This is a genomic window from Paraburkholderia lebeckiae (assembly GCF_050436225.1).
Lineage (GTDB): Bacteria > Pseudomonadota > Gammaproteobacteria > Burkholderiales > Burkholderiaceae > Paraburkholderia > Paraburkholderia tuberum.
The window spans coordinates 3,480,470-3,499,228 of record NZ_JBNDLU010000002.1 but is presented as its reverse complement, the minus strand read 5'-3'; the positions used below and the strand labels follow the sequence as shown (position 1 = coordinate 3,499,228).

Sequence of the window (18,759 nt, the reverse complement as noted above, 5' to 3'; positions counted from 1 at the left end):
CAAGGTTACGTGAGCGGATGCTGTGACAAAAGGCGCCAGCAAGAACGACTCACTGATCCAGCACGAGCTTGATGTCAAGTGGCGGCTCCGAGCGGCTCAGATTGAGGCGCTTCACGCCGGTGGCTGGCGCATCGGCATAGGCCACATAGTCGATCGTCCAGCCGTCCTGGGTGATCTGCTTCAGGCGCGACGGTTGCTCCGGATCCTTCTCGGTCTTCGCGCGCGAAGTCGGCGCCGGCGATGGTTGCAGCCAGTAGCGCAACCCTTCGACCGGCAGCGTGAAGCCGAGCGCGTTCTGCATCAGCGTCGACACGTTATCGGCGGTGAGCGGCTGGCGGTTCGGCAATTCGAGCGTGGCCGAAGCCGGCGACGAAGTCACGATGGCCAGCGTCTGGCCAAGCGGATTGCGCAACTGCAGCGTGACCGTGTCGCCCGTTTCCTGCCACGAGAAATTGCCGTAAGCGTTGCGCTGCTGGCCGTTCTGATCGTTGTATTGGATCGCGAAGCGGCCCTGATACGAGCGGCTCGTCTGCGCGGTGACTTCGGTGGCGGCGTTCGACGTGGACGGCCCCCGCGGCTTCACCGACGCGCAGCCGGCCAACGCGACAACCGCCGCCGCCGCGAAACTAACCGCGATGCCGCGAGGCGCCCGGGAAAAAGAAATCAAACGGGAAAGACGCATCAAAGATTGTTTACCTGAAGACGTTGCAACGTTTTGACGAGCGTCTCGTTGTCGGGTTCGAGCTTGCGAGCCTCGCGAAACGCGGCGCGCGCCTGTTCCTGCTCGCCGGCCTTCCACAGCACTTCGCCGAGGTGTGCGCCGATTTCCGCGTTCGGCTGGAGGCTGTATGCCTTGCGCAGCAGCCTGATCGCATCGGCCGTATTACCCATCCGGTACTTGACCCAGCCGACGCTGTCCATGATGAACGCATCGTTCGGTGCAAGCGCCGAGGCCTTCTCGACCAGCTTGTCCGCCTCTGACAGGCGCTGGTTGCGATCTGCGAGCGAATAGCCGAGCGCGTTATACGCCTGCGGATTGTCCGGCTGCGTCTGGATCAGCTTGCGCAACTGCGCTTCCATGACGTCGTAATGGCCGGTTTTCTCGGCGGCCATTGCGTAGTCGTAGGTGAGGTCGGGGTCGTCGGGAAAGTTCGCCGTGGCTTGCTCCAGACGCGCTTCGGCCTCGGGGTAGCGCTTCGCGTCGAACAGGATCGCCGCATCGGTGCGCGCGATCAGCGCCACATCACGCGGATCGGAGGTCTGCAAGTTGGAGAGCAACTGGCGCGCCTCTTCGGTCTTGCCCTGTTTCGCGAGCAGTTGCGCGCGGGTAATCTGCGCGGCCAGGTATTGTTGACTCGCTGGAGAGATCTTGTTCAGCCAGTCGCTCGCGCCCGCCTCATTCTTCTGTTCGAGCGCTAGCTGCGCGAGGTAGATGTAGGCCTGGCCCGCATCGGCACCCGGCGTCTTCTCGGCCTGCTGCGCGTACTGCATCAGATACGTCTGCGCCTCGGGGAGATTCTTCTGCTGGATCTTGATCAGCGCGAGTGCCATCAGCGGTGTCAAGTCGTTGGGGTTTGTCTTGCGCATGAGCTCGAACTGCTTCTGCGCGTCGTCGAGACGGTCGCTGGCAAGATACATCTGCGCCAGCGCGAGCCGTGCGTCATGCGATTTCGGATTCTGCTGCACGTACTTTTCGAGCGACGCGATGCCTTCCTTGCGCTCCTCCGGACCCATTTGCGACAGCATCAACGCCGCCGGCAGATAGTCAGGCTTGATCGTGAGCGCCTGCTCGAGCGACTTGTGCGCGCCCGGCGCGTCGTCGGCCAGCAACTGCTGACGTGCGAGGGCCAGTTGCGCCTCCGGCCGGTTCATGTCGTTCTTCAGCAGGTCCTGCAACACGTGCAGGCCACCGACGCGGTTCGGGCCGCGCGACAACAGCAGTTGCAGCGCGAGGATCGCGCTGCCGCGATTTTCCTCGGGTATCTTCGCCAGTTCTTGCGACAGGATCGGGGACGCATCGTCAGGCTTGCCAGACAGCACGAGCAGCGACGCGTCGAGCTGGGCGGCGCGTTCCGAACTCGGCGCGTACTGTTGCCACAGTTGCGCGGCGGCGAGCGCGTCCGACGGGCTTTGCGCGGCCAGCGCGATTTCGGTGGCGCGTTGCGCCATGCGCGGGTCGTGAGTGTCGCGCGCGAGAGCGAGGTAGGTCTGATAGGCCGGTGCCGGCTGGTCGCGCTGCAGCGCGATCTCGGCGGCCAGCACCTGGAAGACGATCTGGCTCGACAGCGGTACGCCGGGCAGCGACTTTTCTTCTTCAGATGTTGCCGGACCCAGCGGGTCCGGCATCGTGACCGACGTGTCGTCGGAATCCGGCGACGGGTCCTGCGCATGCGCGGGCACGGCGGCCAGCGCCCACAATCCGAGCGCGGCTGCACCGAGCATCCGGCGAGCGAACACGGCGAGCGGCACGTTGGACACGCGCGCGCGGCGCTTTGAAAGCAGCTTCACGAAGGACACGTTCATGGAAATCCGTTCAATGTTTCAGTCGATTGTAACGCGCTCGCTACAATACGCGCACAACCACTCACGCAAGTAGCAGACCAATCAGCCATGCCAGAGTTGCCAGAAGTCGAGGTTACCCGACGGGGGATCGAACCGTATGTGTCCGGGCGCAAGGTTGAGCGCGTCGACGTGCGGACGGCCGCGCTGCGCTGGCCAATTCCGGCCCACCTTGCGAAAACCTTGCGTGGCCACGTGGTGCGCAAAGTCGAGCGACGCGGCAAGTATTTGCTGTTCGAAATCGACGCAGGGTGGTTCATCGTGCACCTCGGCATGACGGGCACGTTGCGCGTTCTGCGTCATGTGCCGCATCCGCCGGCCGCGGCGAAGCACGATCATGTCGACTGGATCTTCGACGACTTTATCCTGCGCTATCGTGATCCGCGCCGCTTCGGCGCGGTGCTGTGGCATCCGCGCGAAGCAGGCGACATCCTTGAACATCCGCTGCTCGCGAGCCTTGGCGTCGAGCCTTTCTCGCCGGCTTTTTCGGGCGCGCTGATGCATCGGTCGACGCGCGGGCGCAAGGTGTCGGTGAAGCAGGCGTTGCTGGCGGGGGACATCGTGGTCGGCGTGGGCAATATCTACGCGTCGGAGAGTCTGTTTCGCGCGGGCATCCGGCCGACCACCGCGGCGGGCCGCGTGTCGCTGGTGCGTTATGAACTGCTGGCCGATGCCGTGCGCGTGACGCTCGCCGCCGCGATCGACAAGGGCGGCAGCACGCTGCGCGATTTCGTCGGCAGCGACGGCGAAAGCGGCTATTTTCAGCTCGACTACTTCGTCTATGATCGCGCGGGCCTGCCATGCCGCGTGTGTGGAACGCCAATCAAACAGATCGTGCAGGGACAACGCTCTACGTACTTCTGTCCCACTTGCCAGCGCTAGATTCTCGATGCCTTCCCGCCTGACCCCAACGACCGGCGCGCACTTCAGCGCGTCCTACACCACGCCCGCGTTTGCGCCGATGCCCGAGTTTTCCGCGCGGCTGATCGCGTGGCAGCGCCAGCACGGCCGCCACGATTTGCCGTGGCAGAACACGCGCGATCCGTATCGCATCTGGCTGTCCGAAATCATGCTGCAGCAGACCCAGGTGTCGACGGTGATTCCGTACTACGCGAAATTTCTCGCGCGTTTCCCGGATGTCGCCGCGCTCGCCGCCGCGCGGTCCGATGACGTGATGGCGCTGTGGGCCGGCCTCGGCTACTACACGCGCGCGCGCAATCTGCATCGCTGCGCGCAGGTCGTCGTCGAGCAGCATGGTGGCGCGTTTCCCGCGTCGGTCGATGAGCTCGCCGAGTTGCCCGGCATTGGCCGCTCGACGGCCGCGGCGATCGCGTCGTTCGCGTTCGGCGCGCGCGCGACGATTCTCGACGGCAACGTGAAGCGCGTGCTTGCGCGCGTATTCGGCGTCGAAGGCTTTCCGGGCGAGAAGAAAGTCGAGAATGCAATGTGGACGCTCGCGGAATCACTGCTGCCGTCGAATGCGTCGAACGCGGAGGTCAGCGGGTACACGCAGGGCTTGATGGATCTCGGCGCGACATTGTGCGTGCGCGGCAAACCCGATTGCACGCGCTGTCCGTTCGCGCCGGACTGCGTTGCCAACGTCACCGGACGTCAACGTGAATTGCCGACCGCGCGCCCGAAGAAAGCGGTGCCGACACGCCGTACGTGGATGCTGGTGCTGCGCGACGGCAATGCGGTGATGCTCGAACGGCGTCCGCCGTCGGGCATCTGGGGTGGGCTGTGGAGTCTGCCCGAAGCTGCCGACGAAGCATCGCTGGCCGAGCGGGCGCGCGCGTTCGGCGGCGACGGCGAAGTGTCCGCGCTCGCGTCGTTCTCGCACGTATTCACGCATTTCAAGCTCGATATCGAACCGCGGCTTGCGGAGTTTGATCGCGGTGTCGGCGCCCTGGCCGCGCTCAACGATGCGGACACCGCATGGGTTGCGCTCAGCGATCTGGATTCGTTCGGCGTGCCGGCGCCGGTGCGCAAGCTGCTCGCCAGTCTGCATGGTTCGTTGCTCTAGCGGAATGAATCGGAAGTGCTGAGCGAGCGACTTCGGTCCGGCGCGTCAGCCTTCACGACTTCAGGATTTCACAGCAACTGATGCTGTTGCATGTAGTGATGCACGACGTCGATGCGCGCGCCGGCATCGGTTAACTCCATCAGCTTTTGCCGCGCGCGCAACGCGATTGGCAGCACCTCGGCGAGACGGTTCGACACCCACGACGGATCGTCGAGCCGGAACGGCTCGGCGAACGGTAGGCTGTCCGGATCGCGTTCGCGGATCGTTGCGATGATCCGCTCGAGCACTTCCGCGCACGCGCCGAATTTGGCCAATAGCTCATTGCCCTCGAGCGGGAGATCATCGACGAGCGGCTCGGCCATGCCGACCAGCAGACCGCTCGCTTCGACGCGATGCGATAACAGACGAAAGCGCTTCGTGCCGCGTGCGCGAATCAGCAGCATGCCGAATGCTTCGACGTCGCACTCGTCGATTTCGGCGAGACAGCCGATCGTTTCGGGTACCGAAGGTTCTTCCTCGCGCGCGACTTCGGCGCCGCTTTTCAGCATGCAAACGCCGAACGGTGTTTTTTCGCGCAGACAGTCGCGCGCCATGTCGAGGTAGCGCGCTTCGAAGATTTTGAGCGGCAGCAAGCCATCGGGAAATAGCACCGTATGCAGCGGAAACAGCGGCAAATCGGCGTACACAGTAGGCGTAGAGGACATAGCGCAACGCTTCGGGTTAAGGCCGCGCGATGCGGCAGGTTAAGCCACCAGCTTCGATGATTCGCCGACGTCGACCGGCGCATCGCGGTGCCGCACAATCACATTCGCCGATGTTGCGAGACGCGCGGCAAGCGTCTCCGCGATGAATACCGAGCGGTGCTGGCCGCCCGTGCAACCGATTGCGACGGTCAGGTAGCTGCGATTGTCGTCGCGGAAATGCGGTAGCCACTTGGACAGATACTTCTCGATGTCGTCGATCATCTCGTGGAGGACCGGCTGCGCATCGAGAAAATCCATGACCGGTTTGTCGAGGCCGGTGAGCGGCCTCAATTCATGATCGTAGTATGGGTTCGGCAGCGTGCGTACGTCGAATACGAAATCCGCGTCGAGCGGTACGCCACGCTTGAAGCCGAACGACTCGAACATCAGCACGAGCCCCGCATCCTCCTGTTCGATGAAGCGCTTGACCCATGCGCGCAGCACGTTCGCGCGCAGATTGCTCGTGTCGATCTGATGGCCGAATTCGGCAAGTCCTGCGACCAGTTCGCGCTCGCGTTCGATCGCTTCAGCGAGCGACGTGAGCAGGCCAACGTCCGCGTCGTGTGCAGGCGAGCCGGACAGCGGATGGCGGCGACGCGTTTCGGAAAAGCGTTGAATCAGCGACTGCGTGCTCGCGCTCAGGAACAGCACGCGCACGTCGTGCGAGCGCTTGAGGTCGCGGATCATCGCGGGCATTTCGTCGAGCGACGAACCGGAGCGCGCGTCGATCGCGACCGCGAGACGATCCTGGCCGTCCGCAGCGAGGTAGGTGGCGAGTTGCTGCAGGAAACGCGGCGGCAGATTATCGACGCAGTAATAACCCGCGTCTTCGAGCGCGTTCAGGGCAACCGATTTGCCGGAGCCGGAGATACCGGTGATCAGGATTATGCGCATGGAGTCGTCGAAAGCGTAGATTTCATCATAGCATCTGGCCTCCATGCGCGTGCCCGCGGCCTGCCTTCTGCGGGCGCTTCATGGCGCTGCGTCGGGCTTCAGATCAGCTTGCCGGGAAACTGGCTATCGGGATCCTGCATGGCGAGACGTTGCCGATCCATGAAATCGCGCAGCGTGTCGATACCGCGTAGCTGCAGAATCGTGTTACGCACGGCCGCTTCGACCAGCACCGCGAGGTTGCGGCCGGCGGCCACCTGGATCGTCACCTTGCTGATCGGTAGGCCGAGCACGTCGACGGTCTGGCTTTCCAGCGGCAGCCGCTGGAATTCGCCGTCGGGGCGGCGCACCAGTTGCACGATCAGCTTCAGTTTCATTTTGCGGCGCACCGCCGTTTCGCCGAAGATCGTCTTGATGTCGAGCAGACCGAGGCCGCGAACTTCGAGCAGGTTCTGCAGCAGCGGCGGACAGCGTCCTTCGACGAAGTCCGGGCCGAGGCGCACGAAGTCGACAGCGTCGTCGGCGACGAGACCGTGGCCTCGGCTGATCAGTTCGAGGCCGAGCTCGCTCTTGCCGAGGCCCGAGTCGCCGGTCAGCAATACGCCCATGCCGAGGATGTCGAGAAACACGCCGTGCAGCGTCGCGCGCGGCGCGAGAATGCGCGACATGTAAAGGCGCAGACTATCGATCACCGCAGCCGCCGAGGTCGGCGTCGTGAACAGCGGCGTCGACGAGCGCGTGCAGCGCAGCACCAGCTCAGGCGGCGCCGCGACTCCGCCCGCGACGACGAGAAACGGCGGCTCCAGCGCGATCAACTCGGCCATGTGGCGCGAGCGGTCTTCGTCGGTCTGACGTTTGTAGTAGTCGATTTCAGCGTCGCCGAGCACCTGAATCCGGTTGGGGTGGATCAGGTTCAGGTGGCCGACGAGGTCGGCGCTCGACGTGGCATTGGCGACCGATTCCGAAGAAAAGCCGCGCTCCCAGCCTTCATGCCCCGTGAGCCAGCTGAGCTTCAGCATGGCGGCGTTGTCGTCGAAAATGCTCTGGGCGTTGATGCTGGACGTATCCATGAGTCAGTGACTCCAGTGTGAGCCGCTTGCCGGGCCTTACCTGCGTGTGTGTGCGTGCATGAACTACCGCCGCCGTTGCATCAAGGTTGCCACTGAGTAAGCAGGCGATGCAACGACTCGCGTTCTTCTTCAGTGTGCAGCCGCTCGCGGGCGTCGCGATCGGACAGCAATTGCGCAATCTCGGAAAGAATTTCGAGGTGCTGCTGAGTGGCCTGTTCGGGGACGAGCAGGAAGATCAGCAGCGAGACCGGCTGGCCGTCCGGCGCTTCGAAGGGGATGGGTTCGGCGAGTCTGACGAATGCGGCGAGCGGCTGCTTGAGGCCCTTGATCCGCCCATGCGGAATCGCGACGCCTTCGCCGAGCCCGGTCGAGCCGAGTCGTTCTCGCGCAAAAAGATTGTCTGTGACGGTACTGCGGGCGATGCCGTTCTGATTCTCGAAGATCAGGCCCGCTTGCTCGAACACGCGTTTCTTGCTGGTGACCGATAGTCCGATGACGACGTTCTCGAGGGGAAGAAATTTGGCTAAACGATTCATGTTGACAGGCGAAAACGTGGCCTGAGTTCTCCCCACCGGGGCGGTTGAGTGACGTTCCATTCGTTCGATGCTGGCGAAGACGGACGGTCAGAGTCGATCGCGAAAGCGTTAGACTTCGATCGGCCGTACTTCGTCAGAGCTGGCTTGACCCCGATGGTAACCGGAACATTATAGAACAGGGTGACGGCCGATGGTGCGGCGCGCCATCTATGCGTATCAGGTTTTTCAGCGCTTGCGCTGCGGCACATGTCGCGCTGCGCAAACGTCTGCGGGAATGGTTGGGGTCGGCCTCGGCGAGACGCACCGGCGGTGAGCGGGAACCGGGCCCTGAAGCGAAAAACCGCCCGGTCGCGGGCGGCTCGACGAGTTCAAGGGAAATGAGGAATTCCCTCTAATTTCTCCTATTGCGGCGGCACGTCCAGTTGCGGCGCCGGCTGATACTTGATCGCTTCGTGCTGATGGCCTTGCAGACGATCCTTGTGGCGTATCACCTGCCTGTCGAGCTTGTCGATCATCAGATCGATCGCAGCGTACAAATCACTGTCACAACTCTCGACGAAGATATCCTTACCCTTTAGATGGAGGTTGATTTCCACCTTTTGACGCTTTTCCTTTTCCTTATGGTTGTCGACCGAGAGGACCACACTGCCGTCGATGACCTGATCAAAATGTCTTAGCACCCTGTCCAGTTTGGTGATCACGTATTCGCGCAACGCAGGCGTTACTTCGAGGTGGTGTCCACTGATCTTGAGATTCATAGTGCTTCTCCAAGCTAATGGCCGCTTGGTCCGCACAATGACAAAGGTCCGGTCGATCTGACGGCTTGCCTGTGTCGCCCCCCGGTGACGGACATCTGGCAGGTCGCAGCGGCCGGCCTGTCCGCCAGGTGCGGAGCGGCCGGAAATGCCCGCTGCAAAACGCGGCGGGCTACAGAGACTTGCGCAGGTTGACTGCCGGGATTTTGAGCGCCTCGCGGTATTTCGCAACGGTGCGCCGTGCGACCACGAAGCCCTGTTCCGCCAGCAGTTCGGCTATGCGACTGTCTGAAAGTGGCGATTTCGGGTTTTCCGCTCCTATCAGTTGTTTGATCAGCGCGCGAATGGCCGTGGAGGAGGCCGCGCCGCCGGTGTCCGTCGAAACGTGTGAGCCGAAAAAGTACTTGAATTCCAGCGTCCCGAATGGGGTCAGCATGTATTTACCGGTTGTCACACGCGAGACAGTCGACTCGTGTAGGCCCAGCGTATCAGCTATTTCCCGCAAAACCAAGGGGCGCATGGCAATTTCGCCGTGCACAAAAAAGCTCTTTTGACGCTCGACAATTGCCTGTGCAACTCGCAGGATCGTCTCGAAACGCTGTTGGATATTTTTGATCAGCCAGCGTGCTTCCTGCAGTTGCTGGCGCAACGAACCGCTCCCCGGATCGCCGCGGTTATTGCGCAGAATATTCGCGTACAGATGGTTAATCCGCAGCTTTGGCACTACCTCGGGATTCAGCTCCACCTGCCAGCCCTGTGCCGTTTTGCGCACCATGATGTCGGGCACCACGTAGTCCGCCTCGGCCTTGCCGTAGGCCGCGCCCGGAAATGGTTCGAGCGAGCGGATCAGCAGATGCGCGTCGCGCAGATCGTCGTCGCTGGCCTTAAGGTGCTTGCGCAGCCGCGTGAAGTCGCGCGCGGCGAGCAACTCCAGGTAATGGCCGACAATGTCTAGCGCAAGCGTGCGCGTGGGCGATGGTTCGAGCCGCAGCAACTGCAGCTTCAGACATTCGGACGCGGAGCGCGCGCCGACACCAGATGGGTCGAAGCTATGCAGCAGCGCAAGCGCGGCGTTCAGTTCGTCGACGTCGACTTCGAGTTCTTCGGGCAGGTCGGCCAGCACTTCTTCGAGCGTGGCGGCGAGATAGCCGTCATCGTCCAGCGATTCGATCAGGAACGTGATGAGCGCGCGGTCGCGCTGGCTCGCCTGGGTCACACGTAGTTGCGCCATCAGGTGGTCGCGCAGCGACGTGCTCGATTCGTGGATTTGCAGCGGGGGCAGGTCGTCGTCGTCCGACGCGTTGCCGGAGCGGCCGTAGTCGTCCAGGTTCCACTGCGAGGTATCGCCGCCGCCGTCGCCCGAAAGACCATTGTATTCGTCGACACCCTGCGGCTCGCCGCTTTCGGCTCGCTCGCCGCTGCCCTCGGACGATGCCGAACCGTTGCCGGCCATCGGATCGGCCGGCGCCAAGGAGCCCGGTGTCTGGGCGATCACGGAACCGTCGGCTGCCACCCGCAACGGGCTCGCGATCCACTCCTCTTCGTTTTCGAGGAGAGGATTCTGCGAGATCGCCATGGCGACTTCCTGCTGCAGTTCGAGCGTCGACAACTGAAGCAGCCGGATGGACTGTTGCAGTTGCGGCGTCAGCGCAAGATGCTGCGATAGGCGGAGTTGGAGGCTGGCTTTCATGGCAAGTTGAGTTTCATTGTAGAGAGTTTGCCACGACCGCGATACCTTGCGGCACTCGCAATTTTTGGGTACACCCAATTTGGCGCGCCGCGCGGCGCCACCCTGCGCCGCCAGACAACGAATGTGCAGGTGCCGCAAAAAAATGGCGCCGCGGCCGGCCGCGCGCGCTTGCGTGGCCGGGGACGCCGTGTGTGCTTACATGCGAAAGTGCTCGCCCAGATAGACGCGCCGCACGCTTTCGTTTTCGATGATGTCGCTAGGCGCGCCGGCGGCCAGCACGCTGCCGTCGCTGATGATGTATGCGTGATCGCAGATACCTAGCGTTTCGCGCACGTTGTGGTCGGTAATCAGGACGCCGATATTGCGCTGCTTCAAGAACTTGACGATTTTCTGGATTTCCAGCACCGCGATCGGGTCGACGCCGGCGAACGGTTCGTCGAGCAGAATGAAGCTCGGATTGGTAGCCAGCGCACGCGCAATTTCAACCCGACGACGCTCGCCGCCCGACAGCGACAGCGCCGGATTTTCACGCAGATGCGCGATCTGAAGCTCGTCGAGCAGCGCTTCGGCGCGTGACGTGATCACGTCTTTGCCGAGGCGCTTGCCGTTTTCGTCGTGCTGCAATTCCAGCACCGCGCGAATATTCTGCTCGACGCTCAACTTACGGAACACCGACGCTTCCTGCGGCAGATATGACAGGCCGAGCGATGCGCGTTTGTGAATGGGCAGCAGGCTGATCGACTTGCCGTCCAGATCGATTTCGCCGGCGTCGAGCGGCACGAGGCCGACGATCATGTAGAACGACGTGGTCTTGCCGGCGCCGTTCGGGCCGAGCAGGCCGACCACTTCGCCGCTCTTCACGTCGAGCGACACGTCCTTGACGACCGTGCGCGAGCCATAGCGCTTCTTCAGATTGCGCACGACCAGCGAACTGCTGGTGCCGGTCGGCTTCCGATGGGGGAGGGGCGCGATGGTGCTGCTCATGGTGCTCACTGGTTCGGCGCTCCCTGGATCGAGTTGGACGGTGTGAGCGTGGCCGACGCGCCGGTCAGCGGCGCGGCGCCGGCGTTGCGCGGCGACAGCATCGCGCGCACGCGGCCGGTCGGGTTGCCCGGACCTGCGACGTCCTTGCCTGCCTTCGCGGTATAGAAGTCGTTCTGGCCGTCGTAGGTGATCACGCTGCCGTGCACCTGGTCGAGCAGCGTCGTCATGCTCTGCAGGCGGCGCACCGTCGCGTTGGTGGTCAGCGTGGTCAGATCCTGCTTGCCGTCGTAGTCGATACGGACGGCCGTACCCTCGATGTATTCGTCGAGCCCTTCGCGCTTCTGGCGGAAATACGACAGATTGGCGCCGCTCGAGGTGCCGGTCGCGAACTGGTAGCCCTGCGGGTCTTGCGACACTTCGACGCGATCGGCCTTGATCAGGATCGTGCCTTTGGTGGCCACCACGTGGCCGGTGAAGATGCTGACCTGACGCAGGTCGTCGTAAGTCATGTTGTCCGCTTCGATGTTCAGCGGCTTGTCTTTGTCGGCGCGGTCCGCGTGCGCAAGCGGCGCGAAGCCGACGAGCGGCAGCGCGACGACGAGCGCAGCGAGTGCGGCGCGGCACGCGGACAACGCGCGCGAACGGCCGGTATCAAAACGGGGGTGCGATTCGTTCATGCAGTCACGCCTGGAATGGATTACCCGGTATGCGTTGGCTTAGTGGCCGGAATCGGACGCGGCGATTGCGCCTCTTACATTGCCGAACAGTTGCATAAACCGGGTGACATTGTTGTATTTCATGCCGCTGGCAGTCATCACGGACATGCCGCGCTGAAGTTTAACTGGCTTTTCAGTCTCGATCACATCGTCGTTGACGAGGACCCTGAAATGCTCGGAATCGGCCTGCATCTGCGGATCGCCGCCGCCGGGCGCGCGCAGGATGCGCGCGTTCTGGTACAGATTGACGATCGACGCATCCGCGTTGACCGTGCCCGTGTCGCCGGTCGCGGTGACGATCGGCTTGCCGGGCTGGAACGCACGCATCGCCGGCTTGACGAGGTCGCTCATTTCGTCGTCCTCGTAATGGACCAGCGACTGCGCGGCCAGCCGGTACTGCGTCGCTCCCGACTGGTCGAGCTCGGACACCGAAAAGTTGTCGGCGAAGTAGTCCGGCGTGTGTTCCTTCGGGCGCACCTCGTCGTCGGTCTTGCGCGGCAACGTGGCTTGCAGCAGCCACCACGTGATGCCGGCGAGCGCCGCCATCGCGATGAGCGGGATCAGCGAAGTCAGGCGAAACTGGTTCATCCCACGAGGCCCCGTTGCTCGCCGCTGCACGCCGCCGCGAGCAGTGCTTCATATTTGTGCTGGGCACGCAGCAGCGTGTCGCACACTTCGCGCGCCGCGCCGTAACCGCCGCGCGACTCGCTGACCCAGTGGGCGCGCGCGATCACTTCGGGATGCGAATTGGCCGGCGCGGCCGCGAAGCCGACGCGCAGCATCACCGCGAGATCGACCCAGTCGTCGCCCATGTAGCCGCAGTCCTCGGCGGTGAGGCCGGTTTGCCGCAGCAGGTCGGCGAACGCCTGTGGCTTGTCCTGCGCGCCCTGGTAGACGTGCGCGATGTTCATTTCTTTCGCCCGCGCGGCCACGATGCCGGACTTGCGCCCGGTGATGAGCGCCGTTTCGATGCCGGCCTGGCGCAGCAGCTTCATGCCGTGGCCGTCCATCGAGTTGAAGCCTTTCATCGTGTCGCCTTCCGCCGTGAACAGCAGGCCGCCGTCGGTCAGTACCCCGTCAACGTCGAAAATCATCAGCTTCACGCGGCTTGCGCGTTCGGTAGCGGTAGGGGGAGCAACGGCCATCAGATCACCTTCTTCGAAAACAGGTCGTGCATGTTGAGCGCGCCGATCAGCTTGCCCGTTTCGTCGACGACCAGCATCTGATTGATACGATAGCGCTCCATCAGTTCCACGGCTTCGACCGCGAGATGATCCGGCCCGATCGTGCGCGGGCCCGCGGTCATCACCGAGGCGATCGGCAACTGGCGGAAATCGCCGTCGCGTTCGAGCACGCGGCGCAGGTCGCCATCGGTGAAGATTCCCGTCACACGGCCCTCGCGGTCGACGACGGAGGTCATGCCCATGCGCTTCGCGGTCAGTTGGAAGAGGGCATCGCTGACGGTTGCCTCGGGGGTGACCTGCGGCAACTGGTCGCCGGTGCGCATGACGTCGCGCACGTAGGTGAGCAGGCGTCGGCCGAGCGCGCCGCCCGGATGCGAGCGCGCGAAGTCGTCGCGGCCGAAGCCGCGCGCGTCGAGCACCGCGACCGCGAGCGCATCGCCGAGCGCGAGCGCGGCGGTGGTGCTGGCGGTGGGCGCGAGATTCATCGGACAGGCTTCCTTCGCGACGCCGGAATTCAGATGCACGTCCGCGAGTTGCGCGAGGCTGGAACCCGGGCGGCCCGTCATCGCGATCAGCTTCGCGCCGATCCGCTTGATGAGCGGCAGGATCGCCATCAGCTCCTCGGTTTCGCCCGAATTGGACAGCGCGACAAATACGTCGTCGGCGGTGACCATGCCGAGGTCGCCGTGGCTTGCTTCCGCCGGGTGCACGAAGAACGCGGGAGTGCCGGTGCTTGCCAGCGTGGCCGCGAGCTTGCGGGCCACGTGGCCGGATTTACCGATGCCGGAGACGACCACGCGTCCACGGCAACCCAGGATGAAATCGACCGCGCCGACGAAGCTGCCGTCGAGCTGGTCGCGAAGCGCGCGCACGGCGTCCGCTTCGATGTCGAGTACGTCGCGAGCAAGCGTGAGTGCCCTGTCGCCATTGATTTTCGCTATCATTCGCGGAGTATAGCAAAGGCGCCTGTTCGCCGCGCCGGGCCTGCTGTGCCGAGCCGCTGTCTGCATCGGCCTGTCGACAATCCCTTTTTCAGCTGCTTTGCCGTCTTTTTGCAGCTTTTTTGCCGGCCCAAACAATCATGTCGCACGGCGTTCTCGTGCGCGGTTCCGCTGACGAACGAGGACGCTTCACCCATGCGTTTTTGCCGATGATTTCCCCGCTCGAAATGACGCTGTTTCTGCTGCTGGCATCGGTGGCGGGCGTGGTGATCTTTCGCTTCCTGAATCTGCCGCCGATGCTCGGCTACCTGACGGTCGGCATCGTCGTCGGGCCGCATGCGTTCGGGCTGATTCCCGATTCGGCGGGGGCGCAGAATCTCGCGGAATTCGGCGTCGTGTTCCTGATGTTCTCGATCGGGCTCGAGTTTTCGCTCGCCAAGCTGCGCACGATGCGCCGGCTCGTATTCGGACTCGGCTTGCTGCAGGTGATCGGCACGGTCGCGGTGGCCGTGTCGCTCGGCTTCCTGCTCGAGCGTTGGGTGCATATCACGTGGCAGGCGAGCGTCGCACTGGGCGGCGCGCTGGCGATGTCGTCGACGGCAATCGTCAGCAAGATGCTCGCGGAGCGGCTCGAAATCGAAACCGAGCACGGCCGCAATATCTTCGGCGTGCTGCTGTTTCAGGATCTCGCGGTGGTGCCGCTGTTGATCATCATTTCGGCGCTCGGCGGCCGCTCCGAGAATCTGGTCAGCGCGCTCGGCGTCGCGGCGATCAAGATCGTCGTGGCCCTCGCGCTACTGCTGATCGTCGGGCAGCGCTTCATGACGCGCTGGTTCAACGTGGTCGCGCGGCGCCGCTCGCAGGAGCTGTTCGTCCTCAATCTGCTGCTGGTGACGCTCGGCGCCGCGTTCATCACCGACAAATTCGGGCTGTCGCTCGCACTCGGCGCGTTCATCGCCGGCATGCTGATCGCCGAGACGCCGTATCGGCATCAGGTCGAAGAGGACATCAAGCCGTTTCGCGACGTGCTGCTCGGGCTCTTCTTCGTGACCACCGGCATGCTGCTCAATCCGCGCGTGATCTGGGAGCATCCGCTCGTCGTGCTGGCCTTTTTCCTCGGCCCGGTACTGCTGAAGATGGTCATGATTACCGGCCTTGCACGGCTGTTTGGCGCGACGCCGGGCGTCGCGATGCGCACTGGCATCGGTCTCGCGCAGGCGGGCGAGTTCGGCTTCGTGCTGCTGAACCTGATCCTCGACCGGCATCTCGTCGACGCGACGCTGTTGCAGGTGATTCTCGCCGCGATGCTGCTGTCGATGCTCGCCGCGCCGTTCATGATCCAGAACGCGGATCGTGTCGTGCTGCGGCTGTCGTCGACCGAATGGATGATGCAGTCGTTGGAGATGACGCGCATCGCCACGCAAAGCCTGAAGCAGAGCGGCCACGTAATCATCTGCGGCTATGGCCGCGCCGGGCAGAACCTCGCACGCATGCTCGAGCATGAAGGGCTCTCGTATGTCGCGCTCGACCTCGATCCCGACCGTGTCGCGGCGGCCGCGGCAGCCGGCGAATCGGTCGTGTTCGGCGACGCGGGGCGGCGCGAGTCGCTGCTGGCCGCCGGCCTGCATCGCGCGGCCGCGATCGCGATCACCTACGCGAACACACCGTCGGCACTGCGCGTGCTGCACAACATTCATGAGATGGAGCCGACGCTGCCGGTCATCGTGCGCACCGTCGACGATGCCGATCTGGAGAAACTGCTCGCCGCCGGCGCGACGGAGGTGATTCCGGAGATCGTCGAGGGCAGCCTGATGCTCGCGTCGCATACGCTCGTCGTGATGGGTGTGCCGATGCGGCGCGTGGTGCGGCGCGTCGAGGAGATGCGTGACGAACGCTATTCGCTGTTGCGCGGCTATTTCCACGGCGCCGACGATATCGACGACGACGACGGCCACGAGCAGGTGCGGCTACAATCGGTGCCGGTCGACGAGAGCGCCGACGCGGTGGGCCGTACGCTCGCCGAGGTGGGCCTGTACGAACTCGGTGTCGAAGTGACCGCGATCCGCCGGCACGGCATCCGCGGCGTCGAACCGGACCCGTCGACGAAACTGCGCGCGAGCGACATCGTGGTGCTGCGCGGTCTGCCCGAACAACTGGCGCAAGCCGAGGAGCGGCTGTCGAAGCATCGCCGCGCGGCCGCGGCCTGAACCCGTGAGCCGGGCCCGTTCTGCCGGGCGACCCTGATTCAAGCTTTTCACCGGACCTGTCGAGGTCCATCCGGAGACATCATGTCCAAGGCGCTCGCGAGCGCGCCGCTCGATGCGGCCGACTACATCAGAAGTCACATTCGCACGGTGCCCGACTGGCCGCAGCCGGGCGTGCAGTTCCGCGACATCACGCCGCTGCTGCGCGAGCCGAAGTCGCTGCGTGTGCTGATCGATCTGTTCGTGCAGCGCTATATCGACGCGAAGCTCGAGTACATTGCCGGGCTCGATGCGCGCGGCTTCATCATCGGGCCGATCGTCGCGCATGAGTTGAGCATTGGCTTCATCCCGATTCGCAAGGCGGGCAAGCTGCCGTACAAGCGGATCTCGCAATCGTATGAACTTGAATACGGTACCGCGACCGTCGAGATTCACGAGGATGCGTGCGAGCCGGGCGACCGCGTCGTGATCATCGACGATCTGATCGCGACCGGCGGCACGATGATGGCCGGCAAACTGCTGCTCGATCGGCTCGGCGCGGTCGTCGTGGAAGGCGCGGCGATCGTCGATCTGCCGGAGCTGGGCGGCTCGAAGCTGCTGGGCGAGGGCGGTCTTGCGCTCTATACCGTGACGAGTTTCGACGGTCATTGAACCGGGGTAGGTAGTCACGGCGCGTGCCGTGACGCGCGGTAGCGTTTCCCTCCGTACCAGCGGCTAAATTCGCACGAGCCGCACAAGCCCCGTTGGCCGAACAAAACCAACCGGGCTCAACGATATGGCTCACCCATCAGGGTTCACCAGTCGCCCAACCAGAAGGCCACCACGATGCCCAATTTCCTGCTGTTTCTTGCCACCTCGATCGCGATCACCGTGGCGCCCGGCCCGGACAATCTGCAGGTGCTCGCGCGCGGCATCTCGCAGGGCCGCGCGGCCGGCCTGGTCGCCGCGCTCGGCTTTGCCGCCGGCATCATGTTTCATACGACACTCGCGGCACTCGGCGTCGCCGCGCTGCTGCGCTCGTCGCCGCTCGCGTTCGAAGCGATCAAGCTTGCCGGCGCCGCGTATCTGGTGTGGATCGGCATCAAGGCGCTGCGCAGCCAGGGCCTCGCGACCGCGCACGAGCGTGCGCCGCAGCCGCTTTCGACGGTGTTTCGCCAGAGCGTGCTCGGCAATCTGATGAATCCGAAGGTCACGCTGTTCTTCGTCGTGTTTCTGCCGCAGTTCGTGCAGCCGGACGGCGCGCAGAGCGTCACCGTGCAGATGCTGGAGCTCGGCGCGCTGTTCATGCTGCAGACCGTCGTTGTGTTTTCGCTATTCGGCGTGTGCGCGGGGATCATCGGCGGCTGGCTCAGACGGCGGCCGCGCGTGGGCCTGTGGCTCGATCGCGTGGCCGGCGCGACGTTCATCGCGATCGGGATTCGCGTCGCCTTGCGCGACTGACACTCGTCATGCAATCCGCCCGCTCCTGCTTTGCCCCGGTTCGCCACGACGGCGGACAGTTTGGAGTTTTCCGATGACTTTGCCTTGCATCACCTCCGCGCGCCGCTTCGACGCGAACGCGCATCGGCCGTTTCTGATCGGCGTTGAACCGGTCGGGTGGATTCGCGAGCGCGACGTGCCGCTGCTCGCGCGCTGGCCCGACGTTTTCGAGATGGCGAACGAGGGCGTGACGCTCTCCGCCACGTTCGATACCGTCGATCTGCGCAGCGCGGCGCTCGCTTCCGTGATCGGCGCGCTTGCCGCCGATGGTCGCATCCCCGGCTGGCGCAACGAGACGTACGCGATCCGCAATGCGTTCGACGCGCCGCCGCTCGCGTATATCGAGCGCGCGGCGTCGCGCTTTTTCGGCACGATGACCTACGCGGTGCATCTGAACGGCGTCGTAGAATATGCGGATGGCGGAGCACCCTTTGGCGGAGCGTCCTTTGGCGGGGTGCCCCGTGGCGCGCCGCAATTGTGGATCGCGCGCCGCAGCGACACCAAGGCGACCGACCCCGGCATGCTCGACAACGTCGTCGCAGGCGGGATCGGCTGGGGTTTCGGCATCGCCGAGACGATCGTCAAGGAGTGCTGGGAAGAGGCGGGCATTCCGGCGGAGATCGCGGCGAGCGCGGTCGCGGGCCGCACCGCGCATGTATTGCAATCGCTGCCGGAAGGCACGCAGGCCGAGCAGATCTTCATCTATGACCTCGCGCTGCCCGCCGACTTCGCGCCGCGCAACCAGGACGGCGAAGTGGGCGAACACCGGCTCGCGCGCATCGACGAAGTCGCGCGCTGGATCGAGGAAGGCGCGCTGACCGTCGATGCCAGCCTCGCGACGCTCGATTGCCTGCTGCGCCGCCGCTGGATCGACGAGGACGCGTGCGAGGGCATCGACGTGCTGTTCGCGCCGCCGGCGCTGGCCTAGCTCAGGCTCATCAGTCAAGCTCAACCCGTGCAGCCAGTACCCACTGAAACAAACCA

The 18,759-nt window shown here is 64.1% G+C and carries 19 protein-coding genes; 6 read left to right on the top strand and 13 right to left on the bottom strand.

The window, feature by feature from the left end:
* Positions 1–49 precede the first annotated feature (49 nt).
* Together lolB and OKW45_RS30670 are read right to left on the bottom strand one after the other, a co-directional pair.
* Complete coding sequence (lolB, locus tag OKW45_RS30675; protein WP_429472804.1) at positions 50–682, bottom strand: lipoprotein insertase outer membrane protein LolB; 633 nt, start codon at positions 680–682, stop codon at positions 50–52.
* On the bottom strand, positions 682–2,523 hold the full coding sequence (locus OKW45_RS30670; RefSeq protein WP_429472803.1) for a tetratricopeptide repeat protein: 1,842 nt from the start codon (positions 2,521–2,523) through the stop codon (positions 682–684). The genes lolB and OKW45_RS30670 overlap by 1 nt, the downstream gene beginning before the upstream one ends.
* Before the next feature lie 87 nt (positions 2,524–2,610).
* Between OKW45_RS30670 and mutM the strand changes: the two genes are divergently transcribed.
* On the top strand, positions 2,611–3,441 hold the full coding sequence (mutM, locus tag OKW45_RS30665; RefSeq protein WP_184002541.1) for a bifunctional DNA-formamidopyrimidine glycosylase/DNA-(apurinic or apyrimidinic site) lyase: 831 nt from the start codon (positions 2,611–2,613) through the stop codon (positions 3,439–3,441).
* A 7-nt stretch (positions 3,442–3,448) separates the two neighbouring features.
* On the top strand, positions 3,449–4,582 hold the full coding sequence (mutY, locus tag OKW45_RS30660) for an A/G-specific adenine glycosylase (protein WP_429472802.1): 1,134 nt from the start codon (positions 3,449–3,451) through the stop codon (positions 4,580–4,582).
* A gap of 68 nt (positions 4,583–4,650) precedes the next feature.
* On the opposite strand, the gene OKW45_RS30655 is transcribed toward mutY, so the two are convergent.
* From OKW45_RS30655 to kdsD, 11 genes are all read right to left on the bottom strand, one after another.
* Positions 4,651–5,286, bottom strand: a complete 636-nt coding sequence (locus OKW45_RS30655) for an LON peptidase substrate-binding domain-containing protein (protein ID WP_026225589.1) — start codon at positions 5,284–5,286, stop codon at positions 4,651–4,653.
* Positions 5,287–5,325: 39 nt separating this feature from the next.
* A complete protein-coding gene (rapZ, locus tag OKW45_RS30650; RefSeq protein ID WP_429472801.1) occupies positions 5,326–6,219 on the bottom strand; it encodes an RNase adapter RapZ in 894 nt (297 codons plus the stop codon).
* A 98-nt stretch (positions 6,220–6,317) separates the two neighbouring features.
* A complete protein-coding gene (gene hprK / locus OKW45_RS30645) occupies positions 6,318–7,286 on the bottom strand; it encodes an HPr(Ser) kinase/phosphatase (protein ID WP_008921706.1) in 969 nt (322 codons plus the stop codon).
* Positions 7,287–7,366: 80 nt separating this feature from the next.
* The gene (locus OKW45_RS30640) at positions 7,367–7,882 is read right to left on the bottom strand and encodes a PTS sugar transporter subunit IIA (RefSeq protein WP_084754016.1); all 516 of its coding nucleotides are present in this window, start codon (positions 7,880–7,882) and stop codon (positions 7,367–7,369) included.
* 341 nt (positions 7,883–8,223) lie between these two features.
* Positions 8,224–8,580, bottom strand: a complete 357-nt coding sequence (gene hpf / locus OKW45_RS30635) for a ribosome hibernation-promoting factor, HPF/YfiA family (protein WP_008921708.1) — start codon at positions 8,578–8,580, stop codon at positions 8,224–8,226.
* Between the two features lie 169 nt (positions 8,581–8,749).
* Entirely contained in the window at positions 8,750–10,267 is a 1,518-nt protein-coding gene (locus OKW45_RS30630) for an RNA polymerase factor sigma-54 (protein WP_429473395.1), read from the bottom strand.
* Between the two features lie 195 nt (positions 10,268–10,462).
* A complete protein-coding gene (lptB, locus tag OKW45_RS30625; RefSeq protein ID WP_429473394.1) occupies positions 10,463–11,239 on the bottom strand; it encodes an LPS export ABC transporter ATP-binding protein in 777 nt (258 codons plus the stop codon).
* A gap of 17 nt (positions 11,240–11,256) precedes the next feature.
* Entirely contained in the window at positions 11,257–11,928 is a 672-nt protein-coding gene (gene lptA, locus OKW45_RS30620) for a lipopolysaccharide transport periplasmic protein LptA (protein WP_018419356.1), read from the bottom strand.
* 39 nt (positions 11,929–11,967) lie between these two features.
* The gene (gene lptC, locus OKW45_RS30615) at positions 11,968–12,555 is read right to left on the bottom strand and encodes an LPS export ABC transporter periplasmic protein LptC (protein WP_429472800.1); all 588 of its coding nucleotides are present in this window, start codon (positions 12,553–12,555) and stop codon (positions 11,968–11,970) included.
* On the bottom strand, positions 12,552–13,112 hold the full coding sequence (locus OKW45_RS30610) for a KdsC family phosphatase (protein ID WP_429472799.1): 561 nt from the start codon (positions 13,110–13,112) through the stop codon (positions 12,552–12,554). The genes lptC and OKW45_RS30610 overlap by 4 nt, the downstream gene beginning before the upstream one ends.
* Entirely contained in the window at positions 13,112–14,095 is a 984-nt protein-coding gene (kdsD, locus tag OKW45_RS30605; RefSeq protein ID WP_018419359.1) for an arabinose 5-phosphate isomerase KdsD, read from the bottom strand. Before kdsD ends, OKW45_RS30610 begins: the two co-directional genes overlap by 1 nt.
* Before the next feature lie 206 nt (positions 14,096–14,301).
* Here kdsD and OKW45_RS30600 point away from each other — a divergent pair, with 206 nt between their 5' ends.
* From OKW45_RS30600 to OKW45_RS30585, 4 genes are all read left to right on the top strand, one after another.
* Positions 14,302–16,299 (top strand): monovalent cation:proton antiporter family protein, encoded by a 1,998-nt coding sequence (locus OKW45_RS30600; RefSeq protein ID WP_429473393.1) that lies wholly within the window; start codon positions 14,302–14,304, stop codon positions 16,297–16,299.
* Positions 16,300–16,380: 81 nt separating this feature from the next.
* The gene (locus tag OKW45_RS30595; RefSeq protein WP_018419361.1) at positions 16,381–16,947 is read left to right on the top strand and encodes an adenine phosphoribosyltransferase; all 567 of its coding nucleotides are present in this window, start codon (positions 16,381–16,383) and stop codon (positions 16,945–16,947) included.
* A 174-nt stretch (positions 16,948–17,121) separates the two neighbouring features.
* Entirely contained in the window at positions 17,122–17,736 is a 615-nt protein-coding gene (locus tag OKW45_RS30590) for a LysE family translocator (protein ID WP_018419362.1), read from the top strand.
* Positions 17,737–17,809: 73 nt separating this feature from the next.
* Positions 17,810–18,703, top strand: coding sequence for an NUDIX hydrolase (locus OKW45_RS30585; protein WP_429472798.1), 894 nt, complete (start codon positions 17,810–17,812; stop codon positions 18,701–18,703).
* The last annotated feature ends 56 nt before the right edge of the window (positions 18,704–18,759 follow it).

Coding starts and splice junctions, on each gene's coding strand:
- lolB (WP_429472804.1), bottom strand. CDS start 682: ATGCGTCTTTCCCGTTTGATTTCTTTTTCCCGGGCGCCTCGCGGCATC.
- OKW45_RS30670 (WP_429472803.1), bottom strand. CDS start 2,523: ATGAACGTGTCCTTCGTGAAGCTGCTTTCAAAGCGCCGCGCGCGCGTG.
- mutM (WP_184002541.1), top strand. CDS start 2,611: ATGCCAGAGTTGCCAGAAGTCGAGGTTACCCGACGGGGGATCGAACCG.
- mutY (WP_429472802.1), top strand. CDS start 3,449: ATGCCTTCCCGCCTGACCCCAACGACCGGCGCGCACTTCAGCGCGTCC.
- OKW45_RS30655 (WP_026225589.1), bottom strand. CDS start 5,286: ATGTCCTCTACGCCTACTGTGTACGCCGATTTGCCGCTGTTTCCGCTG.
- rapZ (WP_429472801.1), bottom strand. CDS start 6,219: ATGCGCATAATCCTGATCACCGGTATCTCCGGCTCCGGCAAATCGGTT.
- hprK (WP_008921706.1), bottom strand. CDS start 7,286: ATGGATACGTCCAGCATCAACGCCCAGAGCATTTTCGACGACAACGCC.
- OKW45_RS30640 (WP_084754016.1), bottom strand. CDS start 7,882: ATGGAACGTCACTCAACCGCCCCGGTGGGGAGAACTCAGGCCACGTTT.
- hpf (WP_008921708.1), bottom strand. CDS start 8,580: ATGAATCTCAAGATCAGTGGACACCACCTCGAAGTAACGCCTGCGTTG.
- OKW45_RS30630 (WP_429473395.1), bottom strand. CDS start 10,267: ATGAAAGCCAGCCTCCAACTCCGCCTATCGCAGCATCTTGCGCTGACG.
- lptA (WP_018419356.1), bottom strand. CDS start 11,928: ATGAACGAATCGCACCCCCGTTTTGATACCGGCCGTTCGCGCGCGTTG.
- lptC (WP_429472800.1), bottom strand. CDS start 12,555: ATGAACCAGTTTCGCCTGACTTCGCTGATCCCGCTCATCGCGATGGCG.
- OKW45_RS30610 (WP_429472799.1), bottom strand. CDS start 13,112: ATGGCCGTTGCTCCCCCTACCGCTACCGAACGCGCAAGCCGCGTGAAG.
- kdsD (WP_018419359.1), bottom strand. CDS start 14,095: ATGATAGCGAAAATCAATGGCGACAGGGCACTCACGCTTGCTCGCGAC.
- OKW45_RS30600 (WP_429473393.1), top strand. CDS start 14,302: ATGATTTCCCCGCTCGAAATGACGCTGTTTCTGCTGCTGGCATCGGTG.
- OKW45_RS30595 (WP_018419361.1), top strand. CDS start 16,381: ATGTCCAAGGCGCTCGCGAGCGCGCCGCTCGATGCGGCCGACTACATC.
- OKW45_RS30590 (WP_018419362.1), top strand. CDS start 17,122: ATGCCCAATTTCCTGCTGTTTCTTGCCACCTCGATCGCGATCACCGTG.
- OKW45_RS30585 (WP_429472798.1), top strand. CDS start 17,810: ATGACTTTGCCTTGCATCACCTCCGCGCGCCGCTTCGACGCGAACGCG.